Source organism: [Flexibacter] sp. ATCC 35103 (assembly GCF_001975985.1).
Taxonomy (GTDB): domain Bacteria; phylum Bacteroidota; class Bacteroidia; order Flavobacteriales; family Flavobacteriaceae; genus Flavobacterium.
Genome location: NZ_MTQF01000005.1, coordinates 63,539 through 83,000 on the forward strand (window position 1 = coordinate 63,539; position 19,462 = coordinate 83,000).

Here is a 19,462-nt window from a genome sequence, read left to right on the forward strand (position 1 = left end):
GCCCACGGGTTTTGCGGATTAAACGGGTTGACGCTGGTTTTATAATTATTTTAATCCTTTATCCCAATAGCTATCGGGAGTGGATAAACTTTCATACAGATGCATGATTCGGTAATAGTTAAAATTGTTTAAGAAGAAAACAAAAATCTGTGCAAATCCGTTTAATCAGCAAAACCCGTGGGCTAAATTTTTTTAAAGACAAACACCAGTATTTACTGGGCTTCGAAAAAAATAATGTAAAATATCATTTTTTGATTTGGTAGTTCTAAAAATAATTTATATATTTACTCTATCGAATTAGTCGAGTTTAAAAATAAGAATAATTTAAATAAAATGAAAATGAAAACAATAGCGAATAATATGATGATATGTTGTGATATGATGCAAATGTGCATCCCAATTCGTTGTTGCCAAAAGTAAAAGATAAAATCTTTGTTATAGTTAGATCTATAAGCCCTTTTGGTCGCCATCCGAAAGGGCTTTTTTTTAAAACATTTTTAAAATTCAAATTATGAAAACACTAAACTCAATTGCAATAGAGTATTTATTGAGAAACGATTCTCAAAAAAATAATAAATCAGAAGACATAACAAGAGAAGTTATCAGAATAAATACAGAGCAAAATATAAAAAGTCAAAAATCATTACTGTTTCACATGTATGATCTTGAAGAAGAAGCAGAAGAATTTTTTGTTTAAATCAATTCAAAAATTAATTACAATATCAATATATAAGTATTAACAATACCTAAAAACTAAGAAATTATGAGCACACAAAAATTTGCAACAAACGCATTACACGCAGGACACGATGTTACTAAAAATGCAGGAACGAGAGCTGTACCAATTTACCAGACATCATCATATGTATTTAATGATTCAGATCACGCTGCCAATTTATTTGGTCTTGCCGAAGCCGGATTTATCTATACCCGATTAAATAACCCAACAAATGATGTTTTAGAACAAAGGCTTGCAGCGCTTGAAGGCGGAATTGGAGCTGTAGTTACGGCATCAGGAGCTTCTGCAATTTCTACAACGTTCCTGACTTTACTAAAAGCGGGTGATCATATTGTGGTTTCGAACAGTTTATACGGAGGAACATATAATTTATTAAGCGTTACTTTACCTCGTTTAGGAATCACAACAACATTTGTAGATCCGTCTAAACCGGAAAATTTCACTAAAGCAGCCAAAGAAAATACAAGAGCCTTTTTTGTAGAATCTTTAGGAAACCCAAAATTAGATGTATTAGACCTGAAAGGAATTTCGGCAGAAGCCAAAAACTTTAAAGTACCTTTTATTGTAGACAATACCGTAGCTACTCCTTATTTATTAAACCCAATTGCGTACGGAGCAGATATTGTGATTCACTCTTTAACCAAATATATTTCAGGAAACGGAACTTCATTAGGAGGTGTTATCATCGATGCAGGAAATTTTGACTGGTCAAACGGAAAATTCCCTGAATTTACAGAACCTTCCGCAGGATATCACGGTTTAGTATATCACGAAGCTTTAGGAAATGCTGCATTTATTGCAAAAGCAAGAATCGAAGGTTTACGTGATTTTGGAGCCGCTTTGAGTCCGTTTAATGCTTTCCAGATTATTCAGGGATTAGAAACATTGCCAATCCGAATTCAGAAACACAGTGAAAATGCTTTAGCATTAGCCTCTTGGTTAGAAAAACAAGATGAGGTAGTTTGGGTAAACTATCCAGGTCTTAAAAACAATAAATATTATGATCTCGCACAGCAATATTTACCAAAAGGACAAAGTGGTGTAGTGACCTTTGGACTGAAAGGTGGTTTTGATGCCGCTAAAAAAGTAGTTGATCAAACAAAATTGTTCTCGCTTCTGGCCAATATTGGTGATACAAAATCACTAATCATACATCCGGCAAGTACAACACACCAACAATTATCTGATGCGGATCAGTTAGAAACAGGGGTTTCAAAAGATTTAGTTCGACTTTCTGTAGGACTTGAAGATATCGAAGATTTAATAGCTGATCTGCAAGCTGCTTTCGCCAGCGTTACCCAATCGCAATACAGCATTAATAAAAATTAGGTTTTTTTGTTTTTTGTTTGAAAAATTGCCTTTAGTAGCGTGAGTTCTGCTAGAGGTGATTTTTTATAAAAAACTATCCATATAAAAGTTTTTTCACCATATAAGTAGAGACGCACTGCTGTGCGTCTAAATCGTTTGTCTGGCAGTGCATGATTGATTATTAAATGAACTTATATCACTTACATGGTTTAAAATAACCCAATAAATTAAAAATTATGTCAAAGCTTAAAATAAATATCATCCTTTTTGGAATTGGAAATATCGGAAGTACTTTGATCAATCAAATTATCGAAAGTCAGGAGTTTTTTCTCGAAAGTAAAAATGTCGATTTTCATTTTCCGATTATAACGAATTCAACAGTAGCTTTTTTCGAGAAAGAAGGCGTAGGATATGCTTGGGAAACCAATTTCTTAGAATTGGCAGTTCCTTTTAAAGTACAGGACATTATTGAATTTGCGAAAGAAAATGAATTTGAGAACCTAATTGCGGTTGATGCAACGGCAAGTGATGAGCTAATTCACCATTATAATACTTTGATCGAAAACGGATTTAATATTGTAGCGGTAAATAAAAAAGCAAACACATTGCCAATTGATCTATACAAAGAGATTAGAACAAATCTTAAAAAGTATGACAAAGAGTTTTTGTATGAAACATCAGTAGATACAGGTTTTCCGGTATTGCAGACTCTTAGGGATTTGTATTATTCCGGAGAAAAAATCACCAAAATACGAGGTGTTTTCTCTGATAATCTGAGTTACGTCTTTAATAGATTTGCGAATGAAGAAGCCACCTTTTCCTCTCTTTTAAAAGATGCTAGTTTGCTGGGATTAATGCGATCTACTTTTAAGGAAGACCTGTCCGGAAATGATACAGCGAGAAAATTGCTGATTCTGACCAGGGAAATTGGTAAAGATTTTGAACTCTCAGATATAAAAATCAATTCTCTTATTACAGAAGAACACCTGGAGAAAAACGGAATCCTTAATAAAGAAGCAATCGACAGATCTTTTAAAATTGCAAAAATAACCCAGGCAGACAATCATGTATTAAGATATGTTGGAGAATTTGATGTGCAGAAAAACACACTCGAAGTTAAATTAGTTTCAGAACCGGTTTCATCGGCTATTGGACAATTAAAAGGTTCAGATACCATTTTTGAGATTTATACGCAATCATATGCAGATGTGCCAATTGCAATTCAAAGTGCTTCGGCATGTAAACAAGCTATTTCAAGAGGGATAATAACTGACATTTTGAAAGTTGCTGAAAAAATAAAAAATAAAGAAGCAGTTTGGCTGTAAGTGGTTTCTATTAGTAGTTAGTTGTTCTTTGATATGTTGAAACAGGAAAGTTCCTAACGTATTTTTTGTAGGTTTTAACGTTCAATTTTTTAAATCTTAAATTTGTAAGATGTTTTTTAACGATAAAAACAGGTTTTTTAACGTTTTTTAGGATTAATTTGCTGATCCTCACTTGCATAATTGAAAAAATATTCGCACATTTGTAATACCTCAAAATTACCAGAAATAAATTTAGAATTTAACATATAGTTATGTCGATCGGGATCAAAAGTTGAATGAACTTTATATCTAATTGATTTTAAAAAGAAGATTAAGTTAAAAGTATTTTCAATAGTTTCGAGAAGCTTATTAAAATTAAACAAATGCAAGAATTTTTTAAAATAGCAGGTAAATCACAGATGAATAAATCCCTACAGATGAACAAGATGTTTAACGTCGCACGTATTTGTGTACGCGTCTGTTGATACTAAAAGTATATATAAGTTGTATAAAACTTAAACCCTTTTGGTATTAAAACCCAAAAGGGTTTTTTTATTTCATTTAGTAGCTGTAACAAAAAAATAAACAAACAATAAAGATTATAAAACGTTAACTAACATAAACTTAAATATCATGAGCAAATTAAACTACATAACAAAAACATTTTCTACATTGAAAAATTTGAAAGCTAGAAGAAACAATCCGCCACCACCAGCAAATGAATTGGTACATCCAAGATTTGGAATTACTGAAGCAGATAAAATAGCAGAGAAAAAAGAGCCAAACTCATTATTGTTTTTGATGTATTCAAAAGAAAATGAAACACTTTTTATCTAAATCAAAAAGTATCATAAAATAGGGGAATACCTGCTTAATTTTACTGGGCAACTTGTTCGGTAATTTTTTGCGTACAATAGTTTTTGTTTGAATTATGTTTAAGAAATTGCGGAATCAGTTTCGATAAAATTTGTTTGTTTAAGAAATTAGTAGTTAATTTGCACCTTTAAGTTCAAAAACGTATTGAAATGTTATAAAGAAAGGACGAGGGATTAGACCCGATGAATCCTTAGCAACCCTTCGTTAAATCGAAGAAGGTGCTGCATTCTACCACGCCCAAACGTGGAAAGATAACAACAAGAATTTTCTAGTTTCACTCTAGTACTTTCTTTCTAATATTTCCACATACAAATCAATAATAAAAAGATTTGAAATTGGAAAATATACCAAGTCCCATTATAATTCACGATTTCATCACACAAAGTGGTGCATCATATACGTTAATACCGCTAAGTTTTACACTTTCGGGTTTGCCATTACATAGCGCGCCTATTGTTTTGGTGAATCATGCATTGACAGGAAACGCTCAGGTTACAGGCGAAAATGGGTGGTGGAATGATTTAATCGGGAACGAAAAAACAATAGATACTAACAAATATACCATATTAGCATTTGATGTTCCCGGAAACGGAAACGATTCTTTTGTGATAGAAAACTATCAGGATTTTACAACAAGAGATGTTGCAGCAATTTTTATAAAAGGTCTTGAAGCTTTAAATATACACCAGGTGCACACCATCATTGGCGGTTCTGTTGGTGGAGGAATTGCCTGGGAAATCCTTGCATTAGAACCTAATATTACCCAAAACTTAATTCCGATTGCGACAGACTGGAAATCGACAGACTGGATGATTGCTAATTGCTATTTGCAAGAGCAAATCCTGAACAATTCTTCAAGACCTATTGAAGACGCCAGAATTCACGCCATGTTGTGTTATCGCTCTCCTGAATCATTCAAAGAAAAATTTCAACGTACGATCAACAACAATCTTTCGATTTTTAATATTGAAAGCTGGTTGGCGCATCATGGCGAAAAATTACAAAAGAGATACCAATTATCATCGTACAAATTGATGAACCAATTGCTCAAAACTATAGATATTACCAGAAATAGTGACGACTTTGAAACTTTATTGTCCAGAACAAATGCCGCGATTCATATTATTGGGATCAACTCAGATTTGTTTTTTACACCAAAAGAAAATCGGGAAACATTTCAGGAATTAAAGAAGTTCAAAAACAATGTTTTTTACAGCGAAATAGATTCGGTTCACGGACATGACGCTTTTTTAATCGAGTACAAACAACTAGATCATTTACTTGCCGATATTTTTAAGGCAGAAACAATAGAAAAATAAAATGAAAATATTAAAATTTGGAGGCAAATCGTTATCAAACGGAGAAGGACTTAACAAAGTAGTTTCAATCATTTCTGATAAAGTAAATCAAGGAGAACAAATTGCCGTTGTCGTTTCGGCTCGCGGAAATGCAACAGACGAATTAGAATATATTTTGAAACTTGCCGCTAAAAATGGCAATTACAAACCATTATTTGAGAATTTTAAAACCTATCAAATATCAGATTATCCGAAAGTAGATTTGTCTGAAGAATTTAATGTTTTAGAAAAACTTTTTGAAGGTGTAAGCTTAATTGGAGACTATAGCAACAAAATCAAAGATCAGATTTTGTCGAAAGGTGAATTGCTTTCGGCTAAATTATTAACCGCTATTTTAAAAGAAAAAGGCGTTCCTGCTAACTTTGTCGATTCGAGAGAATTGCTAAAAACCGATTCTAAATTTGGCGATGCACAACCTTTAGAACAACTTTCTAAGAAAAACGTTATCAGTTATTTTAAAGATCATAATGGTTCGACCGTAAATATTGTAACCGGTTTTATTGGTTCAAACAATAATAATGACACCACCACTTTAGGTAGAAACGGAAGTAATTATACAGCCTCATTAATCGCTAATTATTTGAATGCCGAAGAATTACAAAATTTCACTCACGTTGACGGAATTTACACAGCAAATCCGGATTTGGTTGCTGATGCTAAAAAAATCGAATTTTTATCATTTAATGAAGCGAATGAATTGGCCAATTTTGGCGCAACAATTTTGCATGCCAAAACCATAATTCCTTTATTAGAAAAGAATATTCCGCTTCGTATTTTAAATACTTTCAACCACGAAAATCGCGGAACTTTAATTACTTCAGATTCGGCAAAAGAAGGAATCAAAACCCTTTCGGTTTTAGAAAACGTATCGCTGGTTAACCTTGAAGGACGCGGATTACTAGGAAAAGCCGGAGTCGATGCCCGAATTTTTAAAGTAATGGGCGATCATAATATCAGCGTAAGTATTATATCGCAAGGTTCTTCTGAAAGAGGAATTGGTCTTGTTGTAGCCACTGATAAAGCGACACTTGCGATGGTGGAATTAGAAAAAGAATTTGAAAATGATTTTTATTCTAAAGATGTAAACCAAATCACGGTTACAGATAATGTTTCGGTAATTTCGATCATTGGTCAGGATTTAAGCACATTCCACAAGCCTTATACGGCTTTAATAAAAAATAAAATAGTTCCAATATTGTTTAACAACACCGTTACAGGCAAGAACGTGAGTTTGGTGGTTAAAAAAGCGGAACTAAATAAAGCCTTAAACGTAATTCACGGAGAGATTTTTGGAGTTTCTAAAAAGATCAATATTGCTATTTTTGGTCACGGATTAGTGGGCGGAACTTTAATCAATCAGATTTTAGAATCGGCTGCAGCAATCGAAAAACGTAAAGACATTAAACTGAATGTGTTTGCAATTGCGAATTCTAAGAAGTTGCTTTTAAACAAAAACGGCGTAACCTCTAACTGGAAAAATGATATTCAGAAAGACGGACTTGAATATACTATAAACGATGTGATTGCCTACGCAAATCAACATCATTTAGAAAACTTAATTGCGATTGATAATACCGCAAGTGCCACTTTTGTAGAAAACTATATTACGCTTGCTGAAAGCAGTTTCGATTTGATTTCTTCTAATAAGGTAGCTAATACATTAAGTTATGGCTTCTACAAAGAACTAAGAAAAGCTTTGGCCGAAAACCAAAAGAATTATTTGTATGAAACCAATGTTGGTGCCGGTTTACCATTAATTGATACCATAAAATTATTACACCTTTCGGGTGAAAATATCACGAAAATAAAAGGAGTTTTCTCCGGAACATTAAGTTATTTATTCAATAATTTCTCTGCAAAAGATGCTCCGTTTAGTCAGATTTTGCAAGAAGCAATCGATAACGGATATACAGAACCAGATCCGCGTGAAGATTTATGCGGAAATGACGTAGGAAGAAAATTATTGATTCTGGCAAGAGAATTAGATTTGCAAAATGAGTTTGAAGAAATCTCAATTCAGAATCTAATTCCGGAACATTTACGCGAAGGAAATGTTTCTGATTTCCTGACAAAACTAAAAGAATTCGACCCAATTTACGATAAAATAAAAGCAGATCAAAAGCCAAATCATGTGTTAAGATACATTGGTGAGTTGTCTGGAGATTTGCAAAATGACAAAGGAATTCTGGAAGTAAAATTAGTTTCTGTACCTTCTGATACTGCTTTAGGAGGATTAAAAGGATCTGATTCTTTCTTCGAAATTTATACAGAATCTTACGGAGACAGACCAATTGTAATTCAGGGAGCCGGTGCAGGTTCTGCAGTAACAGCAAGAGGAGTTTTTGGAGATATCTTAAGATTGTCTGATAAAGGGTAAAAAGTCTAGTTGTCATTGCGAGGAACGAAGCAATCACATTTGCAAAATCAAGCTTTGTGTAATTGTTAGTGAGGTTGCTTCGTTCCTCGCAATGACAAGAATAACAACAAACAACAAAAAAACAACAGCAGAATGAAAGTAACCTTAAACAGAGTAAACGACGCGTTTCATTTTAAACTCAAAAATGAACGTGGTCATGTAGTTGATGTTGATAGCAGAGCCGAATTTGGCGGAAGCGATTTAGGTGCAAGTCCAATGGAATTAGTATTGATGGGAGTTGCGGGATGCAGCGCTATTGATATGATTTCGATCTTAAAGAAACAACGCCAGGAAATAACTTCATTTAACGCTGAGGTAGAAGGCGAACGCGTAAAGGCTGGTGAAGCGACTCCTTTTAAAGAAATCAATGTGGTTTTTTATTTAGAAGGAGATATCAATCCCGAAAAAGCAAAAAAAGCGGCACAACTTTCTTTTGAGAAATATTGTTCAGTAGCCAAAACGGTTGAGCCAACAGCTACAATCAAATATAAAGTTGTCCTGAATAACGAACAATTGTAGAATTAGAAAATTAGTCAATTTGAGAATTAGATGATGCTCAGATCGAGCATAAATGAAATTGACTTGTTTTAGTTTCGATTTTAAGTTTTGTTTTTATCTCAAATAAAAACTTAAAACATGACTCGAGAGCTTTGCCTGAATAGGTGAAGCAAAAAAAAAAAAACAAAAAAAATGAACGAACAAGAATTTGGTTTTGAAACACAAGCCATAAGAACACAATTAGAAAGAACCCAATATCTGGAGCATTCGGTGCCATTATACTTATCGTCAAGCTTTGTATTTGAAGATGCAGAAGATATGAGAGCTTCTTTTACAGAAGAAAAAGAAAGAAATATTTACAGCCGTTTCAGTAATCCAAACACAACGGAGTTTGTAGATAAAATTTGTAAAATGGAAGGCGCAGAAGCAGGTTATGCTTTTGCAACGGGAATGGCAGCTGTGTATTCTACTTTTGCAGCCTTATTAAATGCTGGAGATCACATCGTTTCGGCAAGCAGTGTTTTTGGTTCTACGCACGCATTATTTGTAACTTATTTTCCAAAATGGAATATTGAAACTTCATATTTTGAGATTAATAAACCGGAAACAATTGAAGCTTTAATTAAACCAAATACAAAAATATTATACGCAGAATCGCCTACAAATCCTGGTGTAGATGTAATCGATTTGCAATTGTTGGGAGATATCGCTAAAAAACACAATCTGATATTAATTATCGATAACTGTTTTGCAACGCCTTATATCCAGCAGCCAATTAAATTCGGAGCGCATTTAGTAGTACATTCTGCTACGAAACTTATTGACGGTCAAGGACGTGTTTTAGGTGGAGTTACTGTTGGAAGTGAAGATTTGATCAGACAAATCTACTTGTTTTCCAGAAATACAGGTCCGGCTTTGTCACCGTTTAATGCCTGGGTTTTATCAAAAAGTTTAGAAACTTTAGCAATTCGTGTCGAAAAACACTGCGAAAATGCCTTAAAAGTTGCTGAATTTCTAGAAGCGCATCCAAATGTAAATAGCGTAAAATATCCGTTCTTGAAATCACATCCGCAATATGAAGTTGCAAAAAAACAAATGAAATTAGGAGGCAATATTATTGCGTTCGAAATCAAAGGCGGAATAGAAGCAGGAAGACAATTTTTAGACAAAATCAAACTTTGTTCCCTGTCTGCTAATATTGGCGATACAAGATCAATTGTAACGCATCCTGCCTCAACAACACATAGCAAATTATCTGAGGAAGATCAATTGGCAGTTGGTATTACACAAGGTTTAGTACGTGTTTCTGTAGGTTTAGAAACTGTAGAAGATGTTATTGCTGATTTAAAGCAAGCACTTTCTTAAAGAATTTTAGATTTCTGATTAAAAATAGGAATGACGATTTTAACTGTAAAATTATTTATAGTTAAGAGTCGTCATTTTCTTTTATAATATCTGTTGAAGTAAAAAGTATATTTTTGTTTTAAAATAATTAAATAAATGAATGAATGAAAGACGCTATTTATATTATAGATAAACAATTATGGGCTTCAGACAGAAGACGTTTTGCAAATTGCTTTTTAGATTTCTTTTTTGGATATTTTACTTTATTTATTTCTGGTCTTGTTGTTGTAATTGTAGGTAATATTTTTAATTTGGATGTTTTCTCAATTTGGGAAAATATTGTTTTTAATTACATGTATTCAGTTTTATTTTTTTTTATAATGTTTAATTATTTACTTCTGGAGTATTTTTTTGGAAGATCATTTGGCAAATTAATGACTGGCACCGTTGTAGTTAATAAAAATGGCTTAAAACCAACTTTTGGTGCTATCCTAATAAGAACGTTATGTCGTTTAATTCCTTTTGATGCACTATCTTTTTTAGGGAAGTCAGGAAGGATATGGCACGATGCTCTTTCTGCTACATATGTTGTTGATAAAAATGCTTTAGATAGAGATATTAAATTACATGATTTGAGTTTAATTGGAGTTCTTGAGGTAGATTAGTTAAACTATACTAAATTAGTAGAATTTACTTTTGTAATCTGTTATTATTCTCGTTCAAAAAGCTTATTTTTGTTGCAGAAAAATATTTAGACTGTTTATTTAAATCAGAAATCTACACTCTAAAATCTAAAATATTAAAAAGTGCTTTCAAAGAAAACAAAATACGGAATTAAGGCTTTAACTTACCTGGCTAGACGTGAAAATAATGAACCTGTACAAATTGCCGAAATTGCAAAAAGTGAACATATTTCGATAAAATTCTTAGAAAGTATATTGTTGTTACTTAGAAACTCCGGTTTTCTGGGGGCAAAAAAAGGAAAAGGCGGAGGTTACTATCTCATAAAAGATCCAAAGGATATTAGTATGGCAAAAGTATACCGTATTCTTGAAGGTCCAATTGCGTTACTACCTTGTGCGAGCCATAACTTTTATGAAAGATGTGATGATTGTGACGATGAAACTACTTGTGCAGCAAGACGTTTGATGATGGAAGTTCGCGATAATACACTTAAAATATTAGAAAGTAATTCTCTTGCAGATATTGCATTTTAAGAAAAGTTTTAAACCATATAAGTTATATAAGTTCATTTAACTTACCTACGCGACAAAGTCTGGAATGAACTTATATGGTGAAAAAATCTGTTTTAAAAAATCAGTTTATATCCAGCTAAGAAAAGCATTACTGCAATCGCATTTCTAAGGAAAGTATCAGGTACTTTTCCGCTTAACATACTTCCTATAAAAATTCCCGGAAGGGATCCCATTAATAATTGGCCTAATAAAATTAAGTCAAGATTTCCCATTGAGGCGTGTCCAATTCCGGCAACCAGAGTTAGCGGAACAGCATGAGCAATTTCGGTTCCTACCAAACGTGGTGTTGGTAAAAGCGGATAAAGAAAAAATAAAGTTACCGTTCCTAAAGCTCCCGCTCCAATAGATGTGAGCGTTACCGTTGCTCCAAGTAAAACCCCAATCCCAATCGTAAGCATGTTTTGAGTGTGACTTTCGTTATGAAATTTATCGCCGGCATGCTTTTGAGAATATATTAAGAGCTTCTTTTTAAATAAAATAGCAATTGAAGTAAAAAGCAATGCCCAACCTAAACTGTATTTTATTACTGCATTTATGGTAGATATGTCTGTTTTGATGCTGTTCAATATCCACAAAGTCAATAAAGCCGCCGGAACACTTCCTAAAGTTAGCCAGCCAGTAATCTTCCAGTTGATGTTTCCTTTTTTATGATGTACAAATACGCCTCCCATTTTAGTAAAAGCAGCATATAATAAATCAGTTCCAACTGCAGTTGTAGGCGGAATACCAAAATATAACAAAATTGGAGTCATTAAAGAGCCGCCTCCCACGCCTGTTAGTCCAACTACGAAACCCACTACTAAACCGGCAATTACGAGACCTATTTGAAAATCCATGAATAAAAATTTATTGCTAAAATAACAACAATTTTATGATTATCATATAGATATTGTAGAGATTAAAAGAGGTATTTAAAATAAAAATCATTTTGAAAGATATAATGTTTTAAATATATCTTGATCTGATATTATTTGTTAAATTAACTTATTGAGTTTTTCAAAATGCCTTTAAACGTAATCTGGCTGTAATTAGAGACTTAAAAAATCGAAAATATTACTTTGTTATTTAGAAATAAGTAGTATTTTTGCAAAGTAATCTATTAACCCGATAGGGCAATAGGTTTTCGAAACAAATTTAATCATTCTACGATGGAGAAAGAACTGAAAATAGATAATGTTAGTATCAAATCAGATGCCTTATTAAAAGAAAAACTGTGGGTTGTGATTCCTGTTGTTTTGCTTGCAGGCTTATTATCTGTATTGGTATACAATCATTATGCTGAGTTTTCTATAGAGGGCTTTGTTTCAGGATTTGATCAGGAGTTTTTAGTATTTTTTGCTATTGGCGTTTTTGCTCAATTGGTAGATGGAACATTAGGAATGGGTTACGGAGCAACTTCAACGTCATTTTTATTGGCTTATGGAGTTCCACCGGTTGTTAGCAGTACTGCGGTTCACGTTTCTGAAATGTTTACAACAGGAGCTTCGGCACTTTCTCATCATAAGTTTGGGAATATCAATAAAAAATTGACAAAACACTTATTAATTCCGGGTGTTTTAGGTTCGATTACAGGAGCTTATTTATTATCTGATGTAATTAATGGAGATATTATTAAGCCATTTATTGCGGTTTATATGATTATTTTGGCAGCTGTTATTATAAAAAAAGCATTGTCTAAAACAGTGGTAAAAAAGAAAACCAAAAAATTAGGATATTTAGCAGCTTTTGGTGGTTTTATGGATTCGGTTGGCGGCGGTGGCTGGGGACCAATTGTAACTTCTACATTATTAGGAAGAGGCAGAAATCCAAGATATACAATAGGTTCTGTAAATGCAGCTGAGTTTGCAATTTCATTTGCAAGCGGAATCACGTTCATGCTTTTTGGCGGAATTCATGGTTGGCAGGTTATTATAGGTTTGATTTTAGGAGGAGTAATTGCAGCGCCAATTGGAGCTTATTTGGTAAATAAAATCAAAAGAAAACCAATGATGGTTGCAGTTGGAATATTAATTATATTATTGAGTTTAAAAACATTATCTAAATTATTGTAATATTTTTTAGAAAGAGAAAGAGAGAATATGAGTGCGACGATTATACAATCATTATTAGATAAAACAAAAGATTTTTCACTAGATGAAACACTGGCTTTTTTAGCAAATGAATATCCGGGAAAAGTAATTTTTTCGACTTCTTTTGGTCAGGAAGATCAGGTGATTACAGATTTTATTGCAAAAAGTAATCAGGATATCACCATTTTTACATTAGACACCGGAAGATTATTTCAGGAAACATACGATGTTTTTCATAAGACATTAAAAAAGTATAAAAAACAAATTGAGGTTTATTTTCCAGAAGCTACAGCAGTCGAAAATTTATTGAAACACAAAGGACCAAACAGCTTTTATGATTCGGTAGAAAATAGAAAAGAATGTTGTTTTATTCGAAAAGTAGTTCCGTTGAGAAAAGCTTTGGCAGGAAATTCAGTTTGGATTACAGGTTTAAGAGCTGAACAATCTGAAAATAGAAACGATTTACAATTGTTTGAATACGATGGAGGTTTCGAAATTATAAAGTTCAATCCGTTATTAAAATGGACTTTAGAAGAAGTTGAAACTTATTTATCAGAAAATAATGTTCCTCAAAATGCTTTACATAAACAAGGCTTCGTAAGTATAGGTTGCGCGCCATGTACAAGAGCAATTTTCCCAGGTGAAGATATCAGAGCCGGAAGATGGTGGTGGGAATCAAGTCATAAGGAGTGTGGCTTGCATAGCGCGAAGAAAGAGTAGAGAAGCTAGAGTATAGAGAATAGAATAAAGAGGCAAGAAGCAAGAATATAGAATCAAGACAATAGATTTAAAGTTCCGGAGGAACGATTTATATTGTAGCGTCGGGTTTTAACCCGATGATTCTAGAATGAGGTAGCCAATTTATCCGATGGATCTAGAATGAAGCAATGGGATTGAAATCCGTTGAAAAAACAAAAACAAAAAACACAGAATAACGATAGTTTTATAGGTTTTAGATTAAACTCACAACGATCTTAAATTGAAAAACTATCAAGCATTAAACAAAATATCAAATGAGTTCAAGTTCAGTATTAAAAACAAACGCTTTAGAGAGTGAAGCGATATACATTTTCAGAGAAGTAATTTCACAATTTGACAAACCTGTTTTACTTTTTTCTGGAGGAAAAGATTCTATAACATTAGTGCGTTTGGCACAGAAAGCATTTTTTCCGGCAAAGATTCCGTTTCCTCTATTGCATGTTGATACAGGACACAATTTTCCTGAAACAATTGCTTTCAGAGACAAATTGGTAGAAGAACTAGGCTTGGAATTAATCGTTCGTAATGTTCAGGATGCTATTGATGAAGGAAAAGTAGTTGAAGAAACTGGAAAATATTCTAGTAGAAACAGCTTACAGACAATCACGCTTTTAGACGCAATCGAAGAATTTAAATTTGATGCTTGTATTGGTGGAGCGCGTCGTGATGAAGAAAAAGCAAGAGCTAAGGAACGTATTTTTTCAGTTCGTGATGATTTCGGTCAATGGGATGAAAAAAATCAAAGACCTGAGTTATTTGATATTTTGAATGGAAAAATAGAAAATGGACAAAACGTTCGTGTTTTTCCAATTTCAAACTGGACAGAATTAGATGTTTGGAGTTATATCGAAAAAGAACACATCGAAATTCCATCGATCTATTTTTCACATAAAAGAAAAGTTTTTTTGAGAGACGGTTTAATCTGGTCGCATTCTCCTTTTGTGTATCAGGAAGAAGACGAACAAATCGAAGAAAGAATTGTTCGTTTTAGAACCGTTGGAGATATGAGTTGTACAGCCGCTGTTGAATCTTATGCAGCAACAATCCAGGAAGTAGTTGGAGAAATCAGAGAATCTACTATTTCTGAAAGAGGAGCCAGAATCGATGACAAACGTTCTGAAGCTGCAATGGAAAAGAGAAAACAACAAGGATACTTTTAATAATTATGAGTTGTGAATTGTGAATTATGAATGCAATTCAGAATTAATTAAAAGTTAGAATCAAAAAGCAAAAAAACATACAGATTTATAAGTTTCGAAAGAACATGAAACTTTAAACCTGAAACAAAAATATTAGAATGGAAGTTTTAAAAATAGCAACAGCAGGAAGTGTAGATGACGGAAAAAGTACTTTGATCGGGAGATTATTGTACGACACAAAATCATTGACTACAGATAAAATCGAGGCAATTGAAAAAAGCAGTAAACAAAAAGGATACGATTATCTGGATTTCTCTTTAGCAACAGATGGTTTGGTTGCCGAAAGAGAACAAGGAATCACGATTGATGTTGCGCACATTTATTTTTCGACAGCAAAGAAAAGTTACATTATTGCAGATACTCCGGGTCACGTAGAATATACCAGAAACATGGTTACAGGAGCTTCGACTTCTCAGGTTTCTATTATTTTAATTGATGCCAGAAAAGGTGTAATCGAGCAAACATATCGTCACTTTTTCATCAATAATTTATTGAGAGTAAAAGAGGTAATTGTTGCCATTAATAAAATGGACTTAGTAGATTATTCTGAAGAAGTTTTCAATAAAATCAAAGCCGATTTTCAGGCATTAAACGCAAAAAGTACATTCAAGGAACAAAACGTAAGTTATATTCCGTTAAGTGCAATTAATGGCGGAAATGTGGTAGATCAGTCAAAAGATATGCCTTGGTATAATGGTCAAACTGTTTTAGAACATTTAGAAGGATTACATTCTCATGATGTTTTTGAAACAGGAAAAGCGCGTTTTCCGGTTCAAACAGTTATTCGTCCAAAGACAGAAGAATATCATGATTTTAGAGGATACGCAGGGAAATTATACGGAAACTCTATTAAAGTTGGAGATGCCGTTACGGTTCTTCCTTCTTTAACCGAATCAAAAGTATCTAAAATTCACTTTTTCGATAAACAATATGATGAAGCCGTTGCAGGATCTTCGATTACAATTGAATTAGAAAACGACATCAATGTAACAAGAGGTGATATGATTGTAAAATCATCAGAACTTCCAAAAATTGAAAAAGAAATAAACACAACAGTTTGCTGGATGGACAGTAAAAAACTGGTTGCAGGAACAAAATATATTGTGCAGCACAATACCAATTCAGTTTTGGCAAAAGTAGAAAGTATCAAAAACACCATCTCAACTGACTATTCGGGAACAAAAGAAGCGTCACAATTAGCGATAAACGAAATTGGAGAAGTAAGCATTAAATTAAGTAAACCATTATATTTTGATGCCTACAATGATAATAAATCAAACGGTGCTTTTATCTTAATTGATACAGCAACAAATACAACAGCAGGAGTAGGATTCATAAGATAGTTGACAGTTGATGGTTTTTAGTTGATAGTTATTCAGCTAGTAAACCAACAACCAACAACTGACAACCAACAACTAAAGAGAAATGGAAAGTTTTAGAACAGAAATAGAAAATCCGATTGTTCAGAAAGAGATCATCGATTTAGAAAAAAAGATTCATTTATTCCGTGGAGGGAAAATTGATGATGAGCGTTTTCGTAGTCTTCGTTTAGCGCGCGGAATTTACGGGCAACGTCAGGAAGGTGTTCAAATGATTCGTATCAAATTGCCTTACGGTAAAGTTACGAGCGAACAATTAGTACGTATTACTAAGGTTTCTGATGAATATTCTACAGGACGTTTGCACATTACAACACGTCAGGATATCCAGATTCACTATGTAAGTTTAGACAGAACGCCGGAACTTTGGGCAAATTTGGCTAAAGACGATATTACATTGCGTGAAGCTTGCGGAAATACTGTTAGAAATATTACCGGAAGCGAATTGGCTGGTGTTGATGTAAACGAACCTTTCGATGTTTCGCCTTATGCACACGGACTTTTTCAATATTTGTTAAGAAACCCAATTTGTCAGGAAATGGGACGTAAATTCAAAATTTCGTTCTCTTCTTCAGACGAAGATACAGCTTTGAGCTATTTACACGATTTAGGATTTATTCCGAAAATTAAAGACGGACAAAAAGGTTTCAAAATTATGTTTGGTGGAGGTTTAGGATCTCAGCCAGCGCATGCAGAATTGCTTTCAGAATTTGTTCCGGTAAACGAAATCATTCCAACAGCCGAAGGAATCATCCGTATTTTTGACAGATATGGAGAACGTGCAAAAAGAATGAAAGCGCGTATGAAATTCTTAATCAAAGAAATGGGAAGAGATGTTTTCCTTGATTTGGTTGAAAAAGAGAAAAAAGCAATCGCTTTTGAAACATACGAAATCGACACAACTGCTTTTGAAGGCCCAATTCCGGAACCATTATTAGAAGTGCCACAAGTTACAATCGAAGATACAAAAGCTTATGAAGCGTGGAAAAAATCGAATGTAATTGCACAGAAACAAGAAGGTTATTATGCTATTGGAATCAAAGTTTTATTAGGAGATTTTTATACCGATAAAGCCAGATTATTAGCCGATTTAATTAAAAATTACGCAGCAAACGAATTACGTTTTTCATTGCGTCAAAATATTGTAATACGTCACGTAAAAGAAGCTAATTTGCCTTTCTTTTATCAGGAATTAGCCAAACTTAACTTTGTTGATTTAGGTTATAATTCTACTGCGGATATTACAGCATGTCCGGGTACTGATACTTGTAATTTGGGGATTGCAAGTAGTACCGGAATTGCAGAAGAACTTGAAAAAGTGCTAAATGCAGAATATCCACAATATTTAAACAATCAGGAGATCGAGATTAAAATTTCGGGTTGTATGAATGCTTGCGGACAACACAATATGTCGGCAATTGGATTTCAGGGAATGTCGATCAATTCTGGGAAATTAGTAGCTCCGGCTTTACAAGTTTTATTAGGCGGAGGAAGATTAGGAAACGGATCAGGACGTTTTGCTGATAAAGTAATTAAAATTCCAAGCCGAAGAGGACCAGATGCTTTGCGTACGATCTTAAATGATTTTAATGCGAATGCAAACGGAGAAAAATTCCTAAACTATTACGATCTGAAAGGAGAGAAATATTTCTATGAAATTTTAAAACCTTTCGCAGACGTAACCAATTTAACCGAAGCTGATTTTGTTGACTGGGGTAACGCAGATAATTACGTAAAAGCTGTTGGAGTAGGCGAATGTGCCGGAGTTGTGATCGATTTAGTTGCTACTTTATTATTAGAAGCAAAAGATAAATTGACTTTCGCTCAGGAATCATTCGACGAAGGAAAATGGTCAGATGCAATTTATCATGCTTATGCTGGATTTGTAAATGGAGCAAAAGCATTATTACTTGCAGAAAACGAAAAAACTAATAATCACGCTGGAATTGTAGACTTATTTGATACTGTTTTTGTGACAACTTCTAAAATAGAATTGGAGGCAACAACATTTAGAGAATTAGTATATCAAATCAATCAAAATGAACCATCAGAAGCATTTGCAAAAGCATATATTCAACAAGGAATTTCATTTTTTGATACAATAGAAAAATACAGAGCTCAAGAATTAGCAAATGCTTAATATTAAACCAAAAGTAACTTTAGTTGGCGCTGGTCCAGGCGATCCGGATTTGCTTACGCTTAAAGGTGTAAAAGCACTGGCTGAAGCAAATGTGGTTTTGTATGATGCATTGGCCAATGACGAAATATTAGCACACGCACCTAAAAACGCCATCAAAATTTTTGTTGGAAAAAAGATAGGAAATCACGCTTACACGCAAGATCAAATCAATCAGTTAATTGTAGATAATGCATTAACGTACGGAAATGTAGTGCGTTTAAAAGGTGGAGATCCTTTTATTTTCGGGCGCGGAAGCGAAGAAATCGAATTTGTAGAAAGCTTCGGAATTGAAACAATTGTCGTTCCGGGAATCTCTTCGGTAGTTGCTGTTCCTGCAAGTCAGGGAATTTCGATTACTAAAAGAGGCGTTTCAGAAAGTTTTTGGGCGATTACGGGAACAACTTCTGATAGAAAATTATCTTCAGATGTAGCTTTGGCAGCGCAATCATCTGCAACAGTTGTTATTTTGATGGGAATGCACAAATTACCTCAAATTATTGATTTGTTTCAAAAAGAAGACAAAGGAAATCTACCCGTAGCGATCATTCAAAATGGAACAACTTCTGATGAAAAAGTAGGAGTTGGAACTGTAGATTCGATTTTGAATATTGTAAAGGAAAAAGAATTGAGTTCACCTGCCATTATTGTTTTAGGAGAAGTGGTTCGCGAAAGCAACAAACTAAAAGGATTTTACGAAGAATTTCTATCAAAAGAAATCACAAGATAAAATTCAGAAGGAACGTTCAATATTGTAGCGTCGTCCCGAGGCTTCGGGATC

Annotated in this window: 17 protein-coding genes and 1 riboswitch; of the genes, 16 read left to right on the plus strand and 1 reads right to left on the minus strand. The window is 33.7% G+C overall.

Features of this window, described 5'->3' with window-relative positions:
- Positions 1-511: 511 nt before the first annotated feature.
- The 10 genes from BXU01_RS11420 (at position 512) to BXU01_RS11465 (ending at position 11,060) form a co-directional block, all read left to right on the plus strand.
- Positions 512-697, plus strand: a complete 186-nt coding sequence (locus BXU01_RS11420; protein ID WP_083693336.1) for a hypothetical protein — start codon at positions 512-514, stop codon at positions 695-697.
- Between the two features lie 66 nt (positions 698-763).
- Positions 764-2,068 carry an O-acetylhomoserine aminocarboxypropyltransferase/cysteine synthase family protein gene (locus BXU01_RS11425; RefSeq protein ID WP_083693337.1) on the plus strand — a complete coding sequence of 435 codons (1,305 nt, stop codon included), beginning with the start codon at positions 764-766 and terminating at the stop codon, positions 2,066-2,068.
- Between the two features lie 215 nt (positions 2,069-2,283).
- A complete protein-coding gene (locus BXU01_RS11430) occupies positions 2,284-3,372 on the plus strand; it encodes an aspartate kinase (RefSeq protein WP_083693338.1) in 1,089 nt (362 codons plus the stop codon).
- Between the two features lie 612 nt (positions 3,373-3,984).
- A complete protein-coding gene (locus tag BXU01_RS11435) occupies positions 3,985-4,188 on the plus strand; it encodes a hypothetical protein (protein ID WP_055097124.1) in 204 nt (67 codons plus the stop codon).
- A 188-nt stretch (positions 4,189-4,376) separates the two neighbouring features.
- A riboswitch (SAM riboswitch) is annotated at positions 4,377-4,485 on the plus strand.
- 77 nt (positions 4,486-4,562) lie between these two features.
- Entirely contained in the window at positions 4,563-5,546 is a 984-nt protein-coding gene (locus tag BXU01_RS11440; RefSeq protein ID WP_255373748.1) for an alpha/beta fold hydrolase, read from the plus strand.
- Position 5,547: 1 nt separating this feature from the next.
- Positions 5,548-7,962: a bifunctional aspartate kinase/homoserine dehydrogenase I gene (gene thrA, locus BXU01_RS11445; protein WP_083693340.1), complete on the plus strand. Its 2,415-nt coding sequence runs from the start codon at positions 5,548-5,550 to the stop codon at positions 7,960-7,962.
- 132 nt (positions 7,963-8,094) lie between these two features.
- A complete protein-coding gene (locus BXU01_RS11450) occupies positions 8,095-8,520 on the plus strand; it encodes an OsmC family protein (protein ID WP_083693341.1) in 426 nt (141 codons plus the stop codon).
- 171 nt (positions 8,521-8,691) lie between these two features.
- Entirely contained in the window at positions 8,692-9,864 is a 1,173-nt protein-coding gene (locus BXU01_RS11455) for a PLP-dependent aspartate aminotransferase family protein (protein ID WP_083693342.1), read from the plus strand.
- 143 nt (positions 9,865-10,007) lie between these two features.
- Positions 10,008-10,508, plus strand: coding sequence for an RDD family protein (locus BXU01_RS11460; RefSeq protein WP_083693343.1), 501 nt, complete (start codon positions 10,008-10,010; stop codon positions 10,506-10,508).
- A gap of 141 nt (positions 10,509-10,649) precedes the next feature.
- Positions 10,650-11,060: an Rrf2 family transcriptional regulator gene (locus BXU01_RS11465; RefSeq protein ID WP_055097114.1), complete on the plus strand. Its 411-nt coding sequence runs from the start codon at positions 10,650-10,652 to the stop codon at positions 11,058-11,060.
- A 92-nt stretch (positions 11,061-11,152) separates the two neighbouring features.
- Here the strand turns inward: BXU01_RS11465 and BXU01_RS11470 are convergent, their stop codons facing one another.
- Positions 11,153-11,935, minus strand: a complete 783-nt coding sequence (locus BXU01_RS11470; protein ID WP_083693344.1) for a sulfite exporter TauE/SafE family protein — start codon at positions 11,933-11,935, stop codon at positions 11,153-11,155.
- 312 nt (positions 11,936-12,247) lie between these two features.
- Here BXU01_RS11470 and BXU01_RS11475 point away from each other — a divergent pair, with 312 nt between their 5' ends.
- The 6 genes from BXU01_RS11475 (at position 12,248) to cobA (ending at position 19,411) form a co-directional block, all read left to right on the plus strand.
- Complete coding sequence (locus BXU01_RS11475; RefSeq protein WP_083693345.1) at positions 12,248-13,150, plus strand: sulfite exporter TauE/SafE family protein; 903 nt, start codon at positions 12,248-12,250, stop codon at positions 13,148-13,150.
- A 27-nt stretch (positions 13,151-13,177) separates the two neighbouring features.
- The gene (locus tag BXU01_RS11480; protein ID WP_083693346.1) at positions 13,178-13,888 is read left to right on the plus strand and encodes a phosphoadenylyl-sulfate reductase; all 711 of its coding nucleotides are present in this window, start codon (positions 13,178-13,180) and stop codon (positions 13,886-13,888) included.
- Between the two features lie 293 nt (positions 13,889-14,181).
- On the plus strand, positions 14,182-15,087 hold the full coding sequence (gene cysD / locus BXU01_RS11485; RefSeq protein WP_056244950.1) for a sulfate adenylyltransferase subunit CysD: 906 nt from the start codon (positions 14,182-14,184) through the stop codon (positions 15,085-15,087).
- A 137-nt stretch (positions 15,088-15,224) separates the two neighbouring features.
- The gene (locus BXU01_RS11490) at positions 15,225-16,469 is read left to right on the plus strand and encodes a sulfate adenylyltransferase subunit 1 (RefSeq protein WP_083693347.1); all 1,245 of its coding nucleotides are present in this window, start codon (positions 15,225-15,227) and stop codon (positions 16,467-16,469) included.
- Positions 16,470-16,551: 82 nt separating this feature from the next.
- The gene (locus BXU01_RS11495; protein WP_083693348.1) at positions 16,552-18,645 is read left to right on the plus strand and encodes a HEPN domain-containing protein; all 2,094 of its coding nucleotides are present in this window, start codon (positions 16,552-16,554) and stop codon (positions 18,643-18,645) included.
- Positions 18,638-19,411 carry a uroporphyrinogen-III C-methyltransferase gene (cobA, locus tag BXU01_RS11500; RefSeq protein WP_083693349.1) on the plus strand — a complete coding sequence of 258 codons (774 nt, stop codon included), beginning with the start codon at positions 18,638-18,640 and terminating at the stop codon, positions 19,409-19,411. Before BXU01_RS11495 ends, cobA begins: the two co-directional genes overlap by 8 nt.
- The last annotated feature ends 51 nt before the right edge of the window (positions 19,412-19,462 follow it).